The following is an 18,532-nucleotide window of genomic DNA, read 5'->3' on the forward strand; positions in this document are numbered from 1 at the left end:
GGGAAGCATAGCATGCAGCTTACATTTCTCGGCACCGGCGGCGGCGCGCCCAGCCTGCAACGCAACGTCACCTCCATTGCTTTTACGTATTCGCCGCGCGGCGACACCTGGCTCTTCGACTGCGGCGAAGGGACGCAGCTTCAGTACATGCGTTCGTCGCTCAGGCCGGGACGCATGAACAAAATCTTTATCACTCATTTGCACGGCGACCATATTTTCGGCCTGCCCGGTTTGCTCACCAGTCGCTCCATGGGCGGCATTACCGAGCCGCTGACCATTTACGGGCCTGAAGGCATCCGACGCTTTGTCGAAACCGCGCTGTCGCTCAGCGGCTCCTATACCGACTATCCGCTGGAAATCGTCGAGATCGAAGCGGGGCCAGTGCTCGACGACGGCGAGTTCCGCGTCAGCGCCTGGCCGCTGGTGCATCCGCTAACCTGCTTCGGCTATCGAATCGAGCAGCACGATAAGCCGGGCTTTCTCGATGCCGCGCGTCTGAAAGAAGAGGGCGTGCCGCGCGGGCCTTGGTATCAGCAGCTAAAAGCGGGAGAGAGTGTAACGCTGGAGGATGGACGGGTGATTAACGGCGCGGACTATCTCGGTCCGGCGACCAGAGGCAAAACCCTGGCGATTTTCGGCGATACCGCGCCGACGCCGATGGCGCTGCAGCTGGCGGCCAATGTCGATCTGATGGTGCATGAAGCGACGCTGGAGGCGGCTCTGCAGGAGAAGGCCAACGGGCGCGGCCACTCTACGACGCTGCAGGCGGCGCAGGTGGCGAAAGAGGCGGGGGCGAAGCGCCTGATCGCCACGCACTTCAGCTCGCGCTATCTGCCGCGCGACATGCAGCGCTTGCTGGACGAGTGCCGCTCGGTATTTCCCGACACCGAGCTGGCACAGGATCTGGCAGTGTTTACGCTGTAGCTTATTCCGCGACGAGCTGCGTCACGGTGGCGTGGCCGGTTCCGGCAGGCACCAGCTTCTGGTGCAGCCAGGGCAGCAGCTCGTTCATTTGCTGTGCCAGCTTCCACGGCGGGTTGACGACGATCATGCCCGAAGCGGTCATGCCGCGCTGATCGCTGTCCGGGCGCACCGCCAGCTCGATTTGCAGAATATTGCGGATGCCGGTCGCTTCCAGATCGCGCAGCATATGTTTGATCTGCTGGCGCAGCACGACCGGATACCAGAGCGCGAAAACGCCGGTGGCGAAGCGCTTGTGGCCCTCATGGATCGCCTTCACTACCGCCTGATAATCGCTTTTCAACTCGTAAGGCGGATCGATCAGGATCAGGCCGCGACGGGTCGGCGGCGGCAGTTTCGCCTTCAGCTGCTGATAGCCGTCGGCGCGCTCTACGCGGGCGCGGCTGTCTTTCAAAAACTCGCCGCGCAGCAGCGGGTAGTCGCTGGAGTGCAGCTCGGTAAGCTGCAGCTTATCCTCTGCGCGCAGCAGATAGCGCGCGATCAGCGGCGAGCCGGGATAGTAGCGCAGCGTACCGTTGGGGTTCAGGTCGCGAATCGCGTTGAAGTAGGGCTTCAGCAGCTCCGGCGCGTCCGGCTGCTGCCAGATGCGGGCGATGCCTTCCAGATATTCGCCGGTCCGCTCGGCATGCTCGCCGCTCAGCAGATAACGGCCTGCGCCGGCATGGCTGTCGAGGTAGAGGAACGGCTTTTCTTTCTCTTTCAGCGCGCTGATGATCAGGCTCTGTACGGTGTGTTTCAGCACGTCGGCATGGTTGCCGGCGTGAAAACTGTGGCGATAGCTCAGCATAACAGTGGGGATTCCGCGGTTGGCGTAAAAAGGCGTACTGCAAGTTAGCGGGATTATACCTGCTGAAGGCGAAAAATGCTGGCCGATTCTCCGTCGCCCGCCCGCCCGACGCGTTTCTTCGCCGCTCAGCCTGGCTGGCATTGATTTTCGCTACACTTAACCGCATGTTAGTAAGATTGCGTTGCGCGCCTCGCGCGCCCCATACATTGAACAAGGACTGCGCTATGACCAATCCATTACTCCAGCCTTTTACGCTGCCGCCTTTCTCCGCCATTCAGCCTGAACATGTGGTGCCTGCCGTGACCGAGGCGCTGAACGAATGTCGCGCGGCGGTGGAAAAGGTGGTGGCGCAGGGCGCGCCCTACACCTGGGACAACCTGGTGCAGCCGCTGGCTGAAGTCGACGATCGTCTCGGCCGCATCTTTTCGCCGGTCAGCCATCTTAACTCGGTGAAAAACAGCCCGGAGCTGCGTCAGGCCTACGAGCAGACGCTGCCGCTGCTGTCCGAATACAGCACCTGGGTCGGCCAGCATGAAGGGCTCTACCAGGCCTATCGCGATCTGAAAGAGGGCGAGAGCTTCGCCGCGCTCGACCTGGCGCAGCAGAAAGCGGTCGATAACGCGCTGCGCGATTTCGAGCTTTCGGGCATCGGCCTCGATAAAGAGAAGCAGCAGCGCTACGGCGAGATCGCCGCGCGTCTCTCCGAGCTGGGATCGGCTTACAGCAACAACGTGCTGGACGCGACCATGGGCTGGAGCAAACTGATCACCGACGAAAGCGAACTCTCCGGCATGCCGGAAAGCGCGCTGGCGGCGGCGAAAGCGCAGGCCGAAGCCAAAGAGCAGGACGGCTGGCTGCTGACGCTGGATATCCCGAGCTACCTGCCGGTGATGACCTATTGCGACAACGCCGCGCTGCGCGAAGAGATGTATCGCGCCTATTCGACGCGCGCCTCCGATCAGGGGCCGAACGCCGGCAAATGGGACAACGGTCCGATCATGGCGGAAGAGCTGGCGCTGCGTCACGAGCTGGCGCAGCTGCTGGGCTTCGACTCCTACGCCGATAAATCGCTGGCCACCAAAATGGCGGAGAACCCGGCGCAGGTGCTCGACTTCCTGAACGATCTGGCGAAGCGCGCCCGCCCGCAGGCGGAAAAAGAGCTGGCCCAGCTGCGCGCCTTCGCTGAAAAAGAGTACGGCGTCAGCGAGCTGAATCCGTGGGATCTCACCTACTACGGCGAAAAACAGAAGCAGCATCTCTACACCATCAGCGACGAACAGCTGCGTCCTTACTTCCCGGAAGCGCGCGCCGTCAACGGCCTGTTTGAGGTGGTTAAACGCATTTACGGCATCACCGCCAAAGAGCGCACCGATGTCGATGTTTACCATCCTGACGTGCGTTTCTTCGACCTGTTCGATGAGAGCGGCGAGCTGCGCGGCAGCTTTTATCTCGACCTCTACGCGCGCGAGCACAAGCGCGGCGGCGCCTGGATGGATGACTGCGTCGGCCAGATGCGCAAAGCCGACGGCACGCTGCAGAAGCCGGTCGCTTATCTCACCTGCAACTTCAACCGTCCGGTGAACGGCAAGCCCGCGCTGTTTACTCACGACGAAGTCACCACGCTGTTCCACGAATTCGGTCACGGCCTGCATCATATGCTGACGCGCATCGAAACCCCGGGGGTTTCCGGCATCAGCGGCGTGCCGTGGGATGCGGTCGAACTGCCGAGTCAGTTCATGGAGAACTGGTGCTGGGAGCCGGAGGCGCTGGCCTTTATTTCCGGCCACTTTGAGACCGGCGAACCGCTGCCGAAAGAGCTGCTCGACAAGATGCTGGCGGCGAAGAACTACCAGGCGGCGCTGTTTATCCTGCGTCAGCTGGAATTCGGCCTGTTCGATTTCCGCCTGCATGCCGAGTTCGATCCAGCGAAAGGCGCGCAGATCCTCGAAACCCTGCGCGAAGTGAAAAAGCTGGTGGCCGTGGTGCCGAGCCCGGAATGGGGCCGTTTCCCGCACGCCTTTAGCCATATCTTCGCCGGCGGCTATGCGGCGGGCTACTACAGCTATCTGTGGGCGGACGTGCTGGCGGCAGACGCCTATTCGCGCTTCGAGGAAGAGGGCATCTTTAATCGCCAGACCGGCCAGTCGTTCCTCGACAACATCCTGACGCGCGGCGGTTCGGAAGAGCCGATGGAGCTGTTCAAACGCTTCCGCGGCCGTGAGCCGCAGCTGGACGCGATGCTGGATCATTACGGCATCAAGGGATAACGGCTGCAGTGAAGATCTGTTTGATTGATGAATCGGGCGCCGGAAACGGCGCCTTGTCGCATCTGGCGCAGCGCTGGCAGCTGGAGCATGACGAAGACTGCGTGCTGGCGCTGGTGCAGACGCCGACGCATCTTGAACTGCGCAAGCGCGACGAGCCGAAGCTGGGCGGCATTTTCGTCGACTTTGTCTCCGGCGCCATGGCGCACCGTCGCCGCTTCGGCGGCGGACGCGGCGAGGCGGTGGCGAAAGCGGTTGGCGTAAAGAGTGGTTATCTGCCGGACGTGGTGGACGCGACCGCCGGTTTAGGGCGCGACGCCTTCGTACTGGCGGCGATCGGCTGCCGCGTGCGCATGCTGGAGCGTCATCCGGTCGTGGCGGCGCTGCTGGACGACGGGCTGCAGCGCGGCTATCAGGATGCGGAGATCGGCGGCTGGTTGCGCGAGCGACTGACTCTTATCCATGCGCCCAGCGCGCAGGCGCTCGGCGATATTACGCCTGCGCCGGACGTGGTCTATCTCGATCCGATGTATCCCCACCGGCAGAAGAGCGCGATGGTGAAAAAAGAGATGCGGGTGTTTCAGTCGCTGGTCGGTGCCGACGAGGATGCCGATGCGCTGCTGGAGCCGGCGCGCCGTCTGGCAAAAAAACGCATCGTGGTGAAGCGCCCCGATTATGCGCCGCCGCTGGCGGGCGTTGCGACGCAGTCGGCGGTGGTGACCAAAAGCCATCGCTTTGATATTTATCCGCCGCTCGGGCGGGAAATATAATTCTCTAACTGCAATAAATAAAAAGCGTGCCTGGCGTAACGTCAGGCACGCTTAAAGCTGCCATGCTTAACTGCTCATTTAATTTCAGCGTCTGTGCTGAAAAGATTAAATTAAATCAGGAAGCCAGTTTAGTCAGAAAGCTTGAAAAAGAGGTCAGAAAACCTTTCGCGATGCTCAGGCCAAAAGCTTTATAAGACAGGCCGATCTCTTCTTCCAGAACCGTCGTCTCGGTCAGGGTTTTAACGGTGCTGTCGAGCAGCGTAGAGACCTGGGACAGCGCCTCATTCACGTTGCTGATAAAGGTGCTCAGGCCAGCGCCGCTAACGACGGCAATTTCAGTCTGATTAATTTCTCTCATAATCAATATCCTTATTGGGTATTTAAGCCATTAAATAGCGCTTTATCCGCCGCGTATGCAGCAGCGAAAGCAGGTTGAATATAAAGAGCGTGAGCCATCTTGCATATAGTAAAATATTTAAAATCACGCTTTTGGCATAAATAATTAACTAAATAGCCGACTGTTAATACGTTGCTGATATTACAGGTGAGTTTCTTTGTGCAGAGCTGGCAGATATTGTCAAGAAATAGTGCAAGCTGGCTGTCGTACGACAGTGCGCTATTATTGTCTGATTTTTTTAATTAGCTAAAACAGGCGTGCTGGATGAATTACGCGTAAAAAAAATAGTTTTATTCTACCTAACCAGGAAGCAATAAAAAGCCGAGGGCGCGGATTCGACACATGACGCGCGCCGCCTGAACGGCCAAAAAAAGCCGACTCGCGCCGGCTTTTTCTTTGCAGTTATTCGTCTTCTGCGTCGCGCAGTGGAACGATCAGCATATCAATATGCACGGTGTTAATCAGCTGGCGCGCCGACGACATCAGCTTGCTCCAGAAATCCTGATGGTGGCCGCACACCACTAAATCCACGTCATATTTTTTAATCGCATCGACCAGCACCTGGCCGAGATCGCCGCTGCCGCTCAGGGTCTCACTGATAGGATAGCCTGCTGCATCCGATAGCCCGCGCAGCGCGGTATGCGTCTCTTCCGAGATACGCTTCTGCATATCGCCCAGATTGACGTCAATCAGGCCGGTATAGAGATCGGAGTAGTTCACGTCGACGTGAATCAGCGAAATTTTGGCGTCATAGGGGCGCGCCAGCGAGACGGCTTTATCCACCAGCAGCTGGCTTTCGGGAGAAAGGTCTACCGCAATCAGGATATGTTTATAAGCCATGATATAACTCCTTTCACAAGATTCAGGATGGCGACCTGTCTTCCTCTCGCGTCATTGCCTGCGCAATCCTTTACGCGAACGGGCGATATTTGTCACCAGTTGCCCTGTCGGCGTTCCCGACAGATAGTTGTTATGCCTTTAGTATAGCGGCGACGGTTAACAAATGCTGCTGTACAGGCTTCGGTTGTGAATAAGATCAAGGCTTAGCGCCTTTTTCGCTCGCGGCGAACGAAAATCATCGCTGGAAAAGAGTTAAAAACTTCTCCTACACTACAAATTAACGGTGGTACTTCTCAGGTGCCGGCCGCGTAAGCTTGTCAAAAAACAGAGATCTGTTCAGGTCATTCAGTGGTCGGCTTTTCCCGTGGAGCATGAAGCGCAGCCGCGCTCCATCCCGTCTCCGCGGCTCCAGCCGGGAGGGAAATATGATCAGCACTATCGCGCTTTTCTGGGCTCTTTGTGTGGTGTGTATTGTGAATATGGCGCGCTACTTTTCTTCTTTGCGCGCGCTGCTGGCGGTGCTGCGAGGCTGCGATCCCTTACTCTATCAGTATGTCGACGGGGCAGGCTTTTTTACCTCGCACGGTCAGCCGAGCAAGCAGGTGCGGCTAGTGCGTTATATCTGGGCAAAACGTTATCTCGACCATCATGACGAGGAGTTTATTCGTCGCTGCGAGCGGGTGCGCGGACAGTTCATCTTAACCAGCGCCTTGTGCGGGTTAGTGATTCTCAGCCTGATTTGTCTGGCGATCTGGCACTAGAAATAAAAAGGGCGACCTGCGTCGCCCTTTATTTTTGCGTGGCTTACACCAGCTTCAGCGCCAGCCAGTAGAGGCTGCCCGACAGCACAATACAGACCGGCAGCGTAAATACCCACGCCATGGCGATATTCTTGATGGTGCGGCTCTGCAGCCCGCCGCCGTCCACCAGCATGGTGCCCGCGACCGACGACGACAGAATGTGCGTGGTCGAAACCGGCATGCCCGTATAGCTGGCGATGCCGATGGAAACCGCTGCGGTGACCTGCGCCGACATGCCCTGCGCGTAGGTCATGCCTTTTTTACCAATCTTCTCGCCAATGGTGGTTGCGACGCGACGCCAGCCGATCATGGTGCCGATGCCGAGCGCCAGCGCGACCGCCATGATGATCCACACCGGCGCATACTCGATAGTGCCCAGCAGGTCGGTTTTCAGCTTGCCGAGGAAACGTTTATCGTCGGCGCTGGTTTCCGGCAGCTTGGCCGCCTTATCGGCGGTATCGGCGATGCACAGCAGCAGACGACGCATCTGGCTGCGCTGCTCGACGCTAAGCTGTTCGTAGCTTTGCAGATTGGTGTTCAGCAGGCCCTGCGCGCGCTGCACCGCCTGCAGCGCACGAGCGCTATCGCAGTGAAACTCTTTCGGGCCGGACGGCGTCTCTTCCGGCGTCGGCAGGGCAGGCGGCGCCATCTGAATGATGTGCGTCAGCGCCTCGCTGTGCTGCTGATAATACTGTTCGAGGTGATTGACCGCGTCGCGCGTGCGCGTGATGTCGTAGCCGCTGGCGTTCATATTGACCACGAAACCCGCCGGCGCGACGCCAATCAGCACCAGCATAATCAGGCCGATGCCTTTCTGGCCGTCGTTGGCGCCGTGCGAGTAGCTGACGCCGATTGCCGAGACGATCAGGGCGATACGCGTCCAAAACGGCGGCTTTTTCTTGCCGTCGATTTTTTCACGGTCAGCGGGCGTCATATGGATGCGCGCGCGCTTTTTGGTGCTGCTCCAGTAGCGACGCAGCAGGAAAATCAGGCTGCCTGCGATGATCAGACCGACAATCGGCGACAGAATCAGCGACAGGAAGATATTGATGACTTTAGGGATATTAAGCGCATCGATCACCGAGGTACCGGTCATCAGCGCGTTGGTCAGGCCGATGCCGATTATGGCGCCAATCAGCGTGTGCGAACTGGAGGCCGGCAAACCGAGATACCAGGTGCCGAGGTTCCAGATAATCGCCGCCAGCAGCATGGAAAAGACCATGGCCAGCCCGTGCGCGGAGCCGACGTTCAATAAAAGATCGGTAGGAAGCATATGCACGATAGCGTAAGCAACGCTTAAGCCACCAAGCAGGACGCCAAGGAAGTTAAATACGCCCGCCATCACCACGGCAAGCTGTGCGCGCATCGCGCGGGTATAGATAACCGTGGCAACTGCGTTGGCCGTGTCGTGAAAGCCGTTGATTGCTTCATAAAACAATACAAACAGCAGGGCAAGAACCAATAACAGGCCGGTACTGAGGTCAAGACCAGCGAACAAATGTAGCATACACATTACGCCATTTTGAGGACATGAGCGCGGCGCATTATCTGCGACAACGCAGGGTATGGGAAAGCAAAATATAGCCTTGTTTTGACTTAAGAATGTCTAAAGTTGCCTGGTTTCTCCTAAAAGTGCCTTAAAATGAACCGTTTACATTATGACATAATTACGACAAATTTTTGACGCTGGCGTCATGATGAGCAGACCTCTACAATCAGCGCCTCTTAAAACAGGCGGGACGAAGGCAGTGGAAAAGTTTGACGTTATTATTATCGGCGCCGGCGCGGCGGGACTGTTTTGCGCGGCGCAGGCCGGGCAGCGAGGCCGACGCGTGCTGTTGCTGGATAACGGCAAAAAGCCCGGGCGCAAGATCCTGATGTCGGGCGGCGGGCGCTGCAACTTCACCAATATGTATACCGAGCCGGCCGCCTATCTGTCGCACAATCCGCACTTCTGCAAATCCGCGCTGGCGCGCTACACCCAGTGGGATTTTATCGATCTGGTTAACCGCCATAAGATTGCGTACCACGAAAAGACGCTGGGTCAGCTCTTCTGCGACGACTCGGCGGCGCAGATTGTCGATATGCTGATAGCGGAGTGCGAAAAGGGGCAGGTGACGCTACGTCTGCGCAGCGAGGTGCTGAGCGTGACGCGCGAAGCGTCTGGCTATACGCTGCAGCTCAACGGCGCGACGGTGCAGGCGGAAAAACTGGTGATCGCCAGCGGCGGACTCTCTATGCCGGGCCTGGGCGCCACGCCGTTCGGTTATAAGATTGCCGAGCAGTTCGGCCTGAAGGTCTATCCGACCCGCGCTGCGCTGGTGCCTTTTACCCTGCATAAGCCGCTGCTCGAGCGGCTACAGACGCTCTCCGGCGTCGCGATCGATACCACCATCGAGGCGCAGGACGGCACGCTATTCAAAGAGGCGATGCTCTTCACCCACCGCGGCCTCTCCGGTCCGGCGGTGCTGCAAATCTCCAGCTACTGGCAGCCGGGCGAGCACGTTACCGTCAACCTGTCGCCCGCCACCTCGATAGAGGAATTCATCCACGCGCAGCGCGAGGCGCATCCGAACCTGAGCCTGAAAAATAGCCTGGCGAAGCTGCTGCCGAAACGGCTGGTAGAGGTGTTGCAGGAGCTGGGGCAGGTGCCGGACGTCACGCTGAAGCAGCTTAACGGCAAGCAGCAGGCCGAACTGGCGCAGACGCTGCACCAGTGGCGCGTGCAGCCCAACGGCACGGAAGGCTATCGCACCGCCGAGGTGACGCTGGGCGGCGTCGATACCACGCTGCTCTCGTCGAAGACGATGGAAGCCCGCGACGTGTCGGGACTCTATTTTATCGGCGAGGTGGTGGACGTGACCGGCTGGCTGGGCGGCTATAACTTCCAGTGGGCGTGGAGTTCAGCCTGGGCGTGCGCGCAGGCGCTGTAACGCGCGTCGGGCGTCGATTCCAGACTGTTTCGCGGCCTGGTCGACGCCTTTTTTAAATCCGATTTTGCCCCGCATTAACGCCGCTTTACCGACTTATTCTCCTTCTGCCGCTTCGCTAATTAGCTGACTCGCAACACTTTTAGACTAATCCGCCTGGCGCGTTTGCCGCCCCGATTTCATACTTCTGATTTACCACAGAGGAGATTAGCCCCCAATGCTCACCTTTATGCGTTCCCTGTTTTCCAGCCCCGAGAGCTTTATCAGAGGCATGTCACGTCAGGATCTGAATGAATCCATCGCCGATGGCGAGCGCATCATTATCGATGAAGACGGCAACGCTTCGGTAAACGTGCTGAGTGAGGAAGTGCATGAGGATTTCGCCCGTCACGTCGAAACGCTAAAAGGAGTTTAAGATGGGTACGGCGATATTCATGGTGCTGATGGTCTGCGGCTACTGGTACACCAGCCGCGATCTCTCCAGTCGTTTTAAGGTCCGGCGCAGCATCGGCTGGGATGTCTATTTTCTGGTGGCGCTTTACGGCTGTATCTTCGTGCTGCAAGGGATGTTAGCGACGGCTATCGTCTGGCTGCTGTTGCTGATCGTTTCCAGCACGGCTAATGCGCTACAGATGGTGCCCGGCGAGCATCTGCGCTGGCAGATGGAGTTTATGAACTGGAGCTTTCTCGGCATTCAGGCGCCGGTGGTGGTAATGCTCGCCTTCGCGGTGCTGTTCTGCATGTATCGCTCTAACTGGTCGGAAAGCGCGCGCCTTAACAGCAGCGGCCGACAGGATCTCTATCAGCAGCTCTCTAAATCCAACGGCGTTGAGCAACTGCTTTACCAGTGCATGCAAGAGGGCGAGCTGGCGTGGATTACCCTTAAGTCGCGCCGTATCTATATCGGGATGGTGCATGCCGCCACTTTCGAGTATGAGAACACCGCCAATATCGTGATTATTCCTATGCTCAGCGGCTATCGCGACAGCAAAACGCTTAGCATGTCGATTGAACATAACTACAGCCGCTGGTACGCCGAGCACGGTATCACGCTGACTTCCGAGCCGAAAAACGCCATGGCGTTCCGTAAAGTGCTGATGGTGGATCAGATTGAGAGCCTGTCGCTATTTGACCCGGCCAGCGCCAGTTCGCTGGCGATGACGCACCATGACGGCGTGCCGATGGAGGTAGAGGGCACCTTTACTCCACATTCTCCGCCGTAAACAGCCGTAGGGCGACGTTGCCATCCTGATAGATATCGGGCTGATAGCCGCTCTCCAGATGACGCAGCAGCAGTTCGATCGCCAGACGCGCGTGCTGCTGCGCGTTCTGATCCAGCGCAAAGTCCAGCTCATTATGACGCAGCAGCTGACGCGTAACCGAATAGAGTTCGTGAGTGATATAGCCGCACCGGCCAAGAAGTTGATGGGCGCGCAGCGTTTCGCTCACTTCGCTGTTGCCCATCCCAGTGTTATACAGGCCCGCCACGTGCTGCGACTGCGCCAGACTCTGGTCCAGCAGCGTGCGGATGGTGTCGCGCTGATCGAGGCCGAAGAGCACCTCGCGTAGATGACGCTGCGGCGCGCGCTGCATCATTACTTCGCGAAATCCTGCGATACGCTGACGATGTGCCCAGTAATCGAAGCGGCCGCTCACCATCACAATATCGCCTGGTTGATGCACCACCTTGCTCATCAGCAAGCCAGCGGTGCGGCCCGCCTGATACTGATCGATACCGACATGGCAGAGGCGATCCGCGTCGGGCAGGTCGGTGACAATAGTGATAACCGGCACGCCGCGGCTGCGGCACAGGGCCAGCGCACGATAGATGGGCGGGTAATCATGGCCGAAAACGATGATGCCGTCGCGCGTGCTGCTGCGCGCGATAATGCTTTGCGCCAGCTTGTCCGGCTGCGACTCCGCGACCAGCGTTTTGTGCAGCGTAATACGCCGATAACCCAGTTCGCCCGCCGCCTCGCTGAAGTAGCGCACCAGCTGCTGGAAAAACGACGAGCCGTTATTGCTGAGAAACACCTCTATTTGCCATGGATGACGATACTCCTCCGGCAGCAGCCGCTTGAGTCCGAGGTCGCGCGCGGCTTTTAATACCTTGCGCGTCGTCTCCGGAGATACGCCGCCGCGTTCGTTTAATACCCGATCGACGGTTGCGATGCCGACGCCCGCTATTTTTGCCACCATCTCAAGGGTGAGTTTTTTCATTATTGCTCCAGGCATAACGTTATTCGTCATGCCGTTACCGCTGCGTGCTTTAAACGGGCACCGTTTTACCGGCAGGCGTCTGATAAATATGGCCGCCATTTTAATAAGTGCGCCAGGCGTTGCGCTAGCCTGATTTAATGAAATTTTATGTCGCAGTAAAACGTGCGTTATTTCTGGCGAAAAATGCAGCGAATAAAGCGTGAAGACCCGCGTCGCGAACGTTATTTCAGCAGCTATTCACCATGCTTGTTTATAAGGTTGCTGGCAATATCGGTTTTAACCTAATGAAAAATAGGTTTTTAGGGGCATTTATGATGGCTTTCCATCAACGCTGCGCTTTCCGAAAGTAGGTTAAAAATTTATGATTATTTTGTTGTTAATTAATGGATAGCGCTTTTTCTTATTAACAATCAACCTCTGAGCGGAACAGAGCTTTCCGCCGCTGAGCAGGACTCATAATAAAAAAATAACGCTGTCGCCAGATAAAAGGCGCGCAGGAGATAACTATGCCCGAAATAGTCTATCTGGCATGGCTTTCTCTCCGTTAAATAATGAATGCAGTTAATGTGATCAATTTGTTGGCAGGGAAAATATGAAACGCAGAGAGTTTCTCACCTCCGTGGCTGCCCTGGGCGTGGCGTCGTCGCTGCCCATCGCAAAAGCTGAAACCGTTCAGGGCGGTCAACCCTGGGAACCCGGAAAAATCAATACGCCGCCGGCGCCGCGCAAAGGCGGCCTGCAATACCTGACGCAGCACGAGTTTGACACCGTCGGCGCTATCGCCGAACGCTTTATTCCCGCTGACGCACTGAGCATCAGCGGCAAAGAGGCGGGCTGCGCTATTTTTATCGATCGCCAGCTGGCGGGCGACTACGGCAGCGCGGCGGCGATCTATCGGCTGGGGCGCTTCGTCAAAGGCACGCCGGAGCAGGGACCCCAATCGCCGCTGACCCCCGCGCAGCGCTATCGTCAGGGGCTTGCCGCGCTCGACGTCTACACGCAAAAAACCTTCCAGCAGCCCTTTGTCGCGCTGAACGGCGACCAGCAGGATGAACTGCTGCGCCAGATGGAGGCGAACCAGCTCGATCTGGGACCGGACGTCGAAACCAAAGTCTTCTTCGAACTGCTGCTGCAAAACGTGCGCGAGGGCTTTTTGTCCGATCCCCTCTACGGTGGTAACAAAGAGATGGCGAGCTGGAAAATGATCGGTTTTCCCGGCGCGCGCTACGACTTCCGCGACCTGATTGGTAAAAAAGGGAAGAAGCTCAACATCATCCCGACCAGCCTGATCGACAACACCCTTTGACTCTTCAGTCTGACTGAGCAGTGAGTTAACACATGCAAAATATTCGTCCAAAAGCTGACGCCGTAATCGTCGGCCTGGGTTGGTGCGGCTCGTTAATTGCCGAAGAGCTGACGCGCGCCGGCCTGAATGTGGTCGCCATTGAACGCGGCCCGTGGTTTGAAACCGCCACCGATTTTCCGCCCTCTATCGACACCGACGAGCTGCGCTGGGATACCCGCCGCAGCATGCTTCTGCCGCCAGCGGTGGAGACCACCACCTTCCGTAACCATCGCTCAGAAACCGCGCTGCCGACGCGTGAATGGAACCTGAACGAGCTGGGCTATAACGTCGGCGGCTCCGGTACGCACTGGGCCGGTATGGCCTGGCGCTTTACGCCGTGGGATTTTCAGCCTTACACCCAGACGATCGCGCGCTACGGCAAAGAGAAGATCGCTAAGGGCGTGATCCTGCAGGACTGGGGCGTGACCTACGATGAGCTGGAGCCGTTTTACGATCGCTTCGAGAAGATCGCCGGCGTCTCCGGCAAGGCGGGCAGACTCAACGGCGAAATCGTGCCTGACGGCAACCCCTTCGAAGGCAACCGCAGCAGCGACTATCCGCTGCCGCCCCTGGAGAGCACGCGGCTGACCGACCTGTTTCGCGACGCGGCGAAATCTCTTGGCCAGCATCCTTTTATGGTGCCCGCCGGGCAAACTTCGCGCGCCTACGTGAACCCGCTCGGCGTGCGCATGGGGCCTTGCACCTATTGCGGCTACTGTCTCTATTACGGCTGCGGCAACTTCTCCAAATCCAGCCCGAACGCCTGCGTGATCCCGGCATTGATGCAGCGTGAGAACTTTACCGTGCTGACCGATTCCGCCGTGGTGCGCGTAAATAAGGCGGAAGACGGCAAAACCGCCACTGGCGTCACCTATATCGACAAGAACAAGAAAGAGTGGGTACAGCCTGCCGATATCGTGATTCTGTCGGCATTTCAGATGCAGAACGTGCGCCTGCTGCTGCTGTCGAAAATCGGTCAGCCTTACGATCCGGAAAGCAAAACCGGCACGGTAGGGCGCGCTTATAGCTTCCAGACCGTCTCCGGCGCCAGCCTCTTTTTCGAAGATGAATATCTCAACCAGTTCATCGGCGCTGGCGCGCTTTCCCAGCAGGTAGATGACTGGAACGGCGATAACTTCGACCATAGCGACAAAGATTTTATCGGCGGCGCCGGGATTCTGGTGGTGGCGCGCGGCGCGCGTCCTATCGGCAACGCCGATGCGCTGCCGCCGGGCACGCCGCGCTGGGGTAAAGCGTGGAAAAAGGCGTATACCCACGCTTTCCAGAACGCCACCTTTATTTTCGGCCAGGGCACCAGCTTCTCGCACGAAGATTACTACCTCGATCTCGACCCGGAATACAAAGACGACAACGGCAATCCGCTGCTGCGCGTCACTTTCGACTACAACGAAAACGAACGCCGTTCGGCGAAGTTTATTGAAGAGAAGAGCGTCGAGATCGGTAAGGCGATGGGGGCGAAAACCGTTATCGGCACCAACTCGGCGGCGGGCAAATATTCGCCCTACAACTTCGCCAGCGACCACACCATCGGCGGCGCGGTAATGGGCGTCGATCCGAAAACCAGCGTGCTTAACCGCTATCAGCAGAGCTGGGATATGCACAACCTGTTTGTGCTTGGCGCCTCCTCTTTTCCCAACAATGCAGGCTACAACCCAACCGGCACCATTGGCGCGCTCAGCCTCTGGACGGCGAAGGCGATTATCGATCGCTACCTGAAAAATCCCGGCCCACTGGTAAAGGTGTGATATGAAAAAAACAACCCTTGCAGGCGGCGCGGCGGTGATCGCAGGCATTATCGCCGCAGGTTTGCTGTGGCAAAACGGCGATACCTCTGCCGATGACGTGGCGGATAACCAGACGCTGACCAGCCAGCCGCCAGCGGCGGCGGATGCCGCGGCGGTGGCGCGCGGCAGATACATAGCAATAGCGGGCGACTGCGTGGCGTGCCATACCGCGCCGGGCAGCAAAGAGGCCTTCGCGGGCGGCTACTCCATTAGTACGCCGTTCGGCGGCATTTTCGCCAGCAACATTACGCCGGATAAAGAGACCGGCATCGGCAGCTGGACCGAACGCGACTTCTACCGCGCGGTGCGGCACGGCAAAGGCAAAGAGGGCGAACATCTTTATCCGGCAATGCCGTACAACGCCTACGTGAAAGTCAGCGACCAGGATATGCACGACCTGTGGATGTACATGCGTTCGGTAAAACCGGTGCGCTACAGGGTGCCGGAGACCAATCTGGGGTTCCCGTATAATATTCGTCTGGCGATGATGGGCTGGAACCTGCTTTTCTTCCGCAACAGCGGCTTTGAGAGCGATCCGGGCAAGTCCGCCGAGTTCAATCGCGGCGCCTATCTGGTCGAAGGGCTGGAGCACTGCGGCGCCTGCCATACGCCGAAAAATCTGCTCGGCGGCGACACCGGCGACTATTTGCAGGGCAGCAACCTCAGCGAGTGGCACGCGCCGGACCTGACATCGAACAGCGATGTCGGCATCGGCAGCTGGAGCAAAGAGCAGATTGTGGACTACCTGAAGCTGGGCAGCAATCACGTCGCGGTGGCGTCCGGCCCGATGGCGGAAGCGGTCACTAACTCGACGCAGCATCTGAGCGACGCCGATCTGCGCGCCATCGCGACCTATTTGAAAGCGCAGCCCGCCTCTGCGACGCAGCTGCCTTCGCCGCAGGCCCGCGACAGCGCGCAGATGAAAACGGGCGAGAATGTCTATAGCGCCAACTGCAGCGCCTGCCACAACAGCGACGGCAAAGGGATCCCGAACCTGGCCGCCAGCCTGGCGAACAACCCGGGGCTGCTGGCTGACGACGCCTCTTCCATCATCACCACGGTACTGCAGGGCGGCCGCGGCGCGGTCACGCAGGGTAATCCGACCAGCGGCGCGATGCCGAGTTTCGCCTGGAAGCTTTCTGACGAGCAGGTTGCGGCGGTATCGACCTATATCCGCAACAGCTGGGGCAACGCCGCGACGCCGGTGAAAGCCGACGAGGTCGCAGGCAAGCGCAAGCTGCTGAAGCTGCCTGAGCAGATGGCGGCGCACTAAACAGATAAGGCGGCGCAGGCCGCCTTTTTTACGCCCCGTGCTCTCACTGTGGTTAATTTCTTCTCTCGCCTTCTGATCCGCTCGTCAGGTTATAAACTGTTTAAGTCACTTCATCAGAGAGGAACGGATATGACAGGCAAAGCATTAGTTATCGGCGCCTCGCGCGGCATCGGTCTGGCGGTGGTCAGGGCGCTGGCGGCAAAAGGCTGGCAGGTCACCGCGACCTACCGCAGCAGCGCGCCGGAGGCGGATGCGCAGTGGCACGCGCTGGATATGACTCATCAGGACGAGGTGCGTCAGCTGGCGGAGCGGCTTAAAGACGAAACCTTCGATGCGATCCTGATCAACGCCGGCATTTCCGGCCCGTCGCATCAGAACCTGCTGCAGAGCAGCGACGAAGAGCTGGCGCAGCTGTTTTTGACCAACGCCATCGCGCCGGTGCGCAGCGCGGAGGCCTTGCTGCCGCTGCTGGCGAAGCAGAACGGCGTCATCGGCTTCACCACTTCGATTCTCGGCAGTCTGAACGAGAACGATACGGCGGCGATGCCGATCTACTCCGCCAGCAAGTCGGCGCTGAATATGCTGAGCCGCGCGCTGCTGCCGCAGATTAACCGGCATAACGCGACGCTGCTGTCGCTGCATCCGGGCTGGGTGAAAACCGATATGGGCGGCGACTCGGCGCCGGTCACGGTCGAGCAGAGCGGCGAAGGACTGGTGCAGCAGCTGGAGGCTTATCGCGGACGCGGCGGACATCACTACGTGGACTATGCCGGGCAGCTTTTGCAGTGGTAAAAACAGGGCGCGCCAGCGCCTTTTTTGCATCTGCATCGGCGAAACACTACACTCGCGGCATAGTCTGACAAGGAGTTAGTATGTCTCAGTCCCTTCAGCGTAAGCCGCTGCCGCTGCCTGGCGGCCACAATAAAGTCCTGTTGCACTCCTGCTGCGCGCCCTGTTCGGGCGAGGTCATGGAGGCGATGCTTGCATCCGGCATCGATTACACCATTTTCTTCTACAACCCCAATATCCATCCGCTGAAAGAGTACGAGCTGCGCAAAGAGGAGAATATCCGCTTCGCTGAGCAGTTCGGCGTGCCTTTCGTCGACGCGGACTACGATCGCGATAACTGGTTCGAGCGCGCAAAAGGCATGGAGTGGGAGCCGGAGCGCGGCGAGCGCTGCACCATGTGTTTCGACATGCGCTTCGAGCGCACCGCGCTCTATGCCCATGAACATGGCTTTCCGGTGATCACCAGTTCGCTGGGCATCTCGCGCTGGAAGAATATGCAGCAGATCAACGACTGCGGCGCGCGCGCCGCAAATCGCTATCCCGATATGATCTACTGGGATTTTAACTGGCGTAAAGGCGGCGGATCGGCGCGCATGATCGAAATCAGCAAGCGCGAGCGTTTTTATCAGCAGGAGTATTGCGGCTGTATCTATTCGCTGCGCGACAGCAATCGTCATCGCGTGGCCAGCGGGCGTGAACGCATTAAGATCGGCGTGCAATATTATACGCCGGACGAAGAGTAGAGAAATAAAGGGCGCGGCAGTCGCCCTTTATTTCCTGCGGTAACGGCAGAGTTTAGCGCAGGCCATTACAGGCCTCGGCGGTGTCGATATTGCGAATATCCAGACGCGCAGACGTAAAACGGTTGTGGTTATTGACGGCGGGCTGCGCCTGTCGGCAAAGCTCGCAGGGATTAATATTGCCTTCCAGCAGCGCCTGGGTTTCTGGATCTAACTGACGTTTACGACAGACGTAAGGCGTACAGCCCATCACCTGTTTAAAAGAGCGCGTAAACGACTGCTGGCTTTCAAAATGGTATTTCATCGCCAGCGTAATAATCGGCGTATTGCTACTTTTCAGGGGATGCACGCAGGCCGCCAGCTTTCGCTTGCGGATATAGCGCGCCAGCGTCTCGTTGCGGCAGCGGGCGAATAATTTCTGCAGATACCATTTGGAATAGCCTGATTTCTCTGCAATATCATCAATGCTGAGCCGTTGATCGAGATGGTTGTTAATCCACTCGGTAACGCTATCAATCACTTCTTCATTATATTTTTTCTCACGCATAATCCACCTCATCAAACAGTTGCGCATAGTGTAGGGATTTTAAT

At 58.1% G+C, this 18,532-nt stretch carries 18 protein-coding genes; 12 read left to right on the top strand and 6 right to left on the bottom strand.

Going from position 1 to position 18,532, the window contains the following annotated elements:
- Window positions 1-12 precede the first annotated feature (12 nt).
- Window positions 13-924 carry a ribonuclease Z gene (gene rnz / locus PVE98_RS00790; RefSeq protein ID WP_033753329.1) on the top strand — a complete coding sequence of 304 codons (912 nt, stop codon included), beginning with the start codon at window positions 13-15 and terminating at the stop codon, window positions 922-924.
- Between the two features lies 1 nt (window position 925).
- Here rnz and PVE98_RS00795 read toward each other — a convergent pair whose 3' ends face one another.
- Window positions 926-1,768 carry a 23S rRNA (adenine(2030)-N(6))-methyltransferase RlmJ gene (locus PVE98_RS00795; protein WP_033753328.1) on the bottom strand — a complete coding sequence of 281 codons (843 nt, stop codon included), beginning with the start codon at window positions 1,766-1,768 and terminating at the stop codon, window positions 926-928.
- Window positions 1,769-1,992: 224 nt separating this feature from the next.
- On the opposite strand from PVE98_RS00795, the gene prlC reads away from it, so the two are divergent.
- Both prlC and rsmJ read left to right on the top strand, forming a co-directional pair.
- Complete coding sequence (gene prlC / locus PVE98_RS00800; RefSeq protein WP_096072209.1) at window positions 1,993-4,035, top strand: oligopeptidase A; 2,043 nt, start codon at window positions 1,993-1,995, stop codon at window positions 4,033-4,035.
- A gap of 8 nt (window positions 4,036-4,043) precedes the next feature.
- Complete coding sequence (gene rsmJ / locus PVE98_RS00805) at window positions 4,044-4,802, top strand: 16S rRNA (guanine(1516)-N(2))-methyltransferase RsmJ (RefSeq protein ID WP_033753323.1); 759 nt, start codon at window positions 4,044-4,046, stop codon at window positions 4,800-4,802.
- A 115-nt stretch (window positions 4,803-4,917) separates the two neighbouring features.
- Here the strand turns inward: rsmJ and PVE98_RS00810 are convergent, their stop codons facing one another.
- A complete protein-coding gene (locus PVE98_RS00810) occupies window positions 4,918-5,160 on the bottom strand; it encodes a hypothetical protein (RefSeq protein WP_096072208.1) in 243 nt (80 codons plus the stop codon).
- Window positions 5,161-5,601: 441 nt separating this feature from the next.
- The gene (gene uspA, locus PVE98_RS00815; protein ID WP_033753318.1) at window positions 5,602-6,039 is read right to left on the bottom strand and encodes a universal stress protein UspA; all 438 of its coding nucleotides are present in this window, start codon (window positions 6,037-6,039) and stop codon (window positions 5,602-5,604) included.
- A 425-nt stretch (window positions 6,040-6,464) separates the two neighbouring features.
- Between uspA and uspB the strand changes: the two genes are divergently transcribed.
- Window positions 6,465-6,800: a universal stress protein UspB gene (gene uspB, locus PVE98_RS00820; RefSeq protein WP_033753315.1), complete on the top strand. Its 336-nt coding sequence runs from the start codon at window positions 6,465-6,467 to the stop codon at window positions 6,798-6,800.
- A 43-nt stretch (window positions 6,801-6,843) separates the two neighbouring features.
- Here uspB and pitA read toward each other — a convergent pair whose 3' ends face one another.
- Window positions 6,844-8,346: an inorganic phosphate transporter PitA gene (pitA, locus tag PVE98_RS00825; RefSeq protein ID WP_033792688.1), complete on the bottom strand. Its 1,503-nt coding sequence runs from the start codon at window positions 8,344-8,346 to the stop codon at window positions 6,844-6,846.
- 241 nt (window positions 8,347-8,587) lie between these two features.
- Between pitA and PVE98_RS00830 the strand changes: the two genes are divergently transcribed.
- From PVE98_RS00830 to PVE98_RS00840, 3 genes are all read left to right on the top strand, one after another.
- A complete protein-coding gene (locus PVE98_RS00830; protein WP_187143611.1) occupies window positions 8,588-9,772 on the top strand; it encodes an NAD(P)/FAD-dependent oxidoreductase in 1,185 nt (394 codons plus the stop codon).
- Between the two features lie 214 nt (window positions 9,773-9,986).
- Window positions 9,987-10,184, top strand: a complete 198-nt coding sequence (locus PVE98_RS00835; protein WP_033753308.1) for a hypothetical protein — start codon at window positions 9,987-9,989, stop codon at window positions 10,182-10,184.
- Window position 10,185: 1 nt separating this feature from the next.
- Window positions 10,186-10,992 (top strand): hypothetical protein, encoded by an 807-nt coding sequence (locus PVE98_RS00840; protein WP_033753305.1) that lies wholly within the window; start codon window positions 10,186-10,188, stop codon window positions 10,990-10,992.
- Here PVE98_RS00840 and PVE98_RS00845 read toward each other — a convergent pair.
- Window positions 10,970-11,989 carry a LacI family DNA-binding transcriptional regulator gene (locus tag PVE98_RS00845; protein WP_033753303.1) on the bottom strand — a complete coding sequence of 340 codons (1,020 nt, stop codon included), beginning with the start codon at window positions 11,987-11,989 and terminating at the stop codon, window positions 10,970-10,972. The two genes, PVE98_RS00840 and PVE98_RS00845, sit on opposite strands and share 23 nt — an antisense overlap.
- A 592-nt stretch (window positions 11,990-12,581) precedes the next feature.
- Between PVE98_RS00845 and PVE98_RS00850 the strand changes: the two genes are divergently transcribed.
- The 5 genes from PVE98_RS00850 to PVE98_RS00870 all read left to right on the top strand — a co-directional run bounded on the left by PVE98_RS00850 (window position 12,582) and on the right by PVE98_RS00870 (window position 17,944).
- On the top strand, window positions 12,582-13,295 hold the full coding sequence (locus tag PVE98_RS00850) for a gluconate 2-dehydrogenase subunit 3 family protein (RefSeq protein WP_313618923.1): 714 nt from the start codon (window positions 12,582-12,584) through the stop codon (window positions 13,293-13,295).
- Window positions 13,296-13,327: 32 nt separating this feature from the next.
- The gene (locus PVE98_RS00855) at window positions 13,328-15,100 is read left to right on the top strand and encodes a GMC family oxidoreductase (protein WP_333620581.1); all 1,773 of its coding nucleotides are present in this window, start codon (window positions 13,328-13,330) and stop codon (window positions 15,098-15,100) included.
- Between the two features lies 1 nt (window position 15,101).
- Window positions 15,102-16,412: a c-type cytochrome gene (locus PVE98_RS00860; RefSeq protein WP_096072204.1), complete on the top strand. Its 1,311-nt coding sequence runs from the start codon at window positions 15,102-15,104 to the stop codon at window positions 16,410-16,412.
- 129 nt (window positions 16,413-16,541) lie between these two features.
- A complete protein-coding gene (locus PVE98_RS00865) occupies window positions 16,542-17,204 on the top strand; it encodes an SDR family oxidoreductase (RefSeq protein ID WP_096072203.1) in 663 nt (220 codons plus the stop codon).
- Between the two features lie 80 nt (window positions 17,205-17,284).
- Window positions 17,285-17,944 carry an epoxyqueuosine reductase QueH gene (locus PVE98_RS00870; RefSeq protein ID WP_033753289.1) on the top strand — a complete coding sequence of 220 codons (660 nt, stop codon included), beginning with the start codon at window positions 17,285-17,287 and terminating at the stop codon, window positions 17,942-17,944.
- A gap of 52 nt (window positions 17,945-17,996) precedes the next feature.
- Here the strand turns inward: PVE98_RS00870 and PVE98_RS00875 are convergent, their stop codons facing one another.
- A complete protein-coding gene (locus tag PVE98_RS00875; RefSeq protein WP_096072201.1) occupies window positions 17,997-18,488 on the bottom strand; it encodes a helix-turn-helix domain-containing protein in 492 nt (163 codons plus the stop codon).
- Between the last annotated feature and the right edge of the window lie 44 nt (window positions 18,489-18,532).

This window comes from Pantoea sp. GABEPS69 (genome assembly GCF_045780835.1).
Classification (GTDB): Bacteria; Pseudomonadota; Gammaproteobacteria; order Enterobacterales; family Enterobacteriaceae; genus Pantoea; species Pantoea septica.

Bases quoted from the DNA above. Each gene is read 5' to 3' on its own strand.
- rnz (WP_033753329.1), top strand. From the start codon at position 13: ATGCAGCTTACATTTCTCGGCACCGGCGGCGGCGCGCCCAGCCTGCAA.
- PVE98_RS00795 (WP_033753328.1), bottom strand. From the start codon at position 1,768: ATGCTGAGCTATCGCCACAGTTTTCACGCCGGCAACCATGCCGACGTG.
- prlC (WP_096072209.1), top strand. From the start codon at position 1,993: ATGACCAATCCATTACTCCAGCCTTTTACGCTGCCGCCTTTCTCCGCC.
- PVE98_RS00810 (WP_096072208.1), bottom strand. From the start codon at position 5,160: ATGAGAGAAATTAATCAGACTGAAATTGCCGTCGTTAGCGGCGCTGGC.
- uspA (WP_033753318.1), bottom strand. From the start codon at position 6,039: ATGGCTTATAAACATATCCTGATTGCGGTAGACCTTTCTCCCGAAAGC.
- uspB (WP_033753315.1), top strand. From the start codon at position 6,465: ATGATCAGCACTATCGCGCTTTTCTGGGCTCTTTGTGTGGTGTGTATT.
- pitA (WP_033792688.1), bottom strand. From the start codon at position 8,346: ATGCTACATTTGTTCGCTGGTCTTGACCTCAGTACCGGCCTGTTATTG.
- PVE98_RS00835 (WP_033753308.1), top strand. From the start codon at position 9,987: ATGCTCACCTTTATGCGTTCCCTGTTTTCCAGCCCCGAGAGCTTTATC.
- PVE98_RS00840 (WP_033753305.1), top strand. From the start codon at position 10,186: ATGGGTACGGCGATATTCATGGTGCTGATGGTCTGCGGCTACTGGTAC.
- PVE98_RS00845 (WP_033753303.1), bottom strand. From the start codon at position 11,989: ATGAAAAAACTCACCCTTGAGATGGTGGCAAAAATAGCGGGCGTCGGC.
- PVE98_RS00850 (WP_313618923.1), top strand. From the start codon at position 12,582: ATGAAACGCAGAGAGTTTCTCACCTCCGTGGCTGCCCTGGGCGTGGCG.
- PVE98_RS00855 (WP_333620581.1), top strand. From the start codon at position 13,328: ATGCAAAATATTCGTCCAAAAGCTGACGCCGTAATCGTCGGCCTGGGT.
- PVE98_RS00860 (WP_096072204.1), top strand. From the start codon at position 15,102: ATGAAAAAAACAACCCTTGCAGGCGGCGCGGCGGTGATCGCAGGCATT.
- PVE98_RS00865 (WP_096072203.1), top strand. From the start codon at position 16,542: ATGACAGGCAAAGCATTAGTTATCGGCGCCTCGCGCGGCATCGGTCTG.
- PVE98_RS00870 (WP_033753289.1), top strand. From the start codon at position 17,285: ATGTCTCAGTCCCTTCAGCGTAAGCCGCTGCCGCTGCCTGGCGGCCAC.
- PVE98_RS00875 (WP_096072201.1), bottom strand. From the start codon at position 18,488: ATGCGTGAGAAAAAATATAATGAAGAAGTGATTGATAGCGTTACCGAG.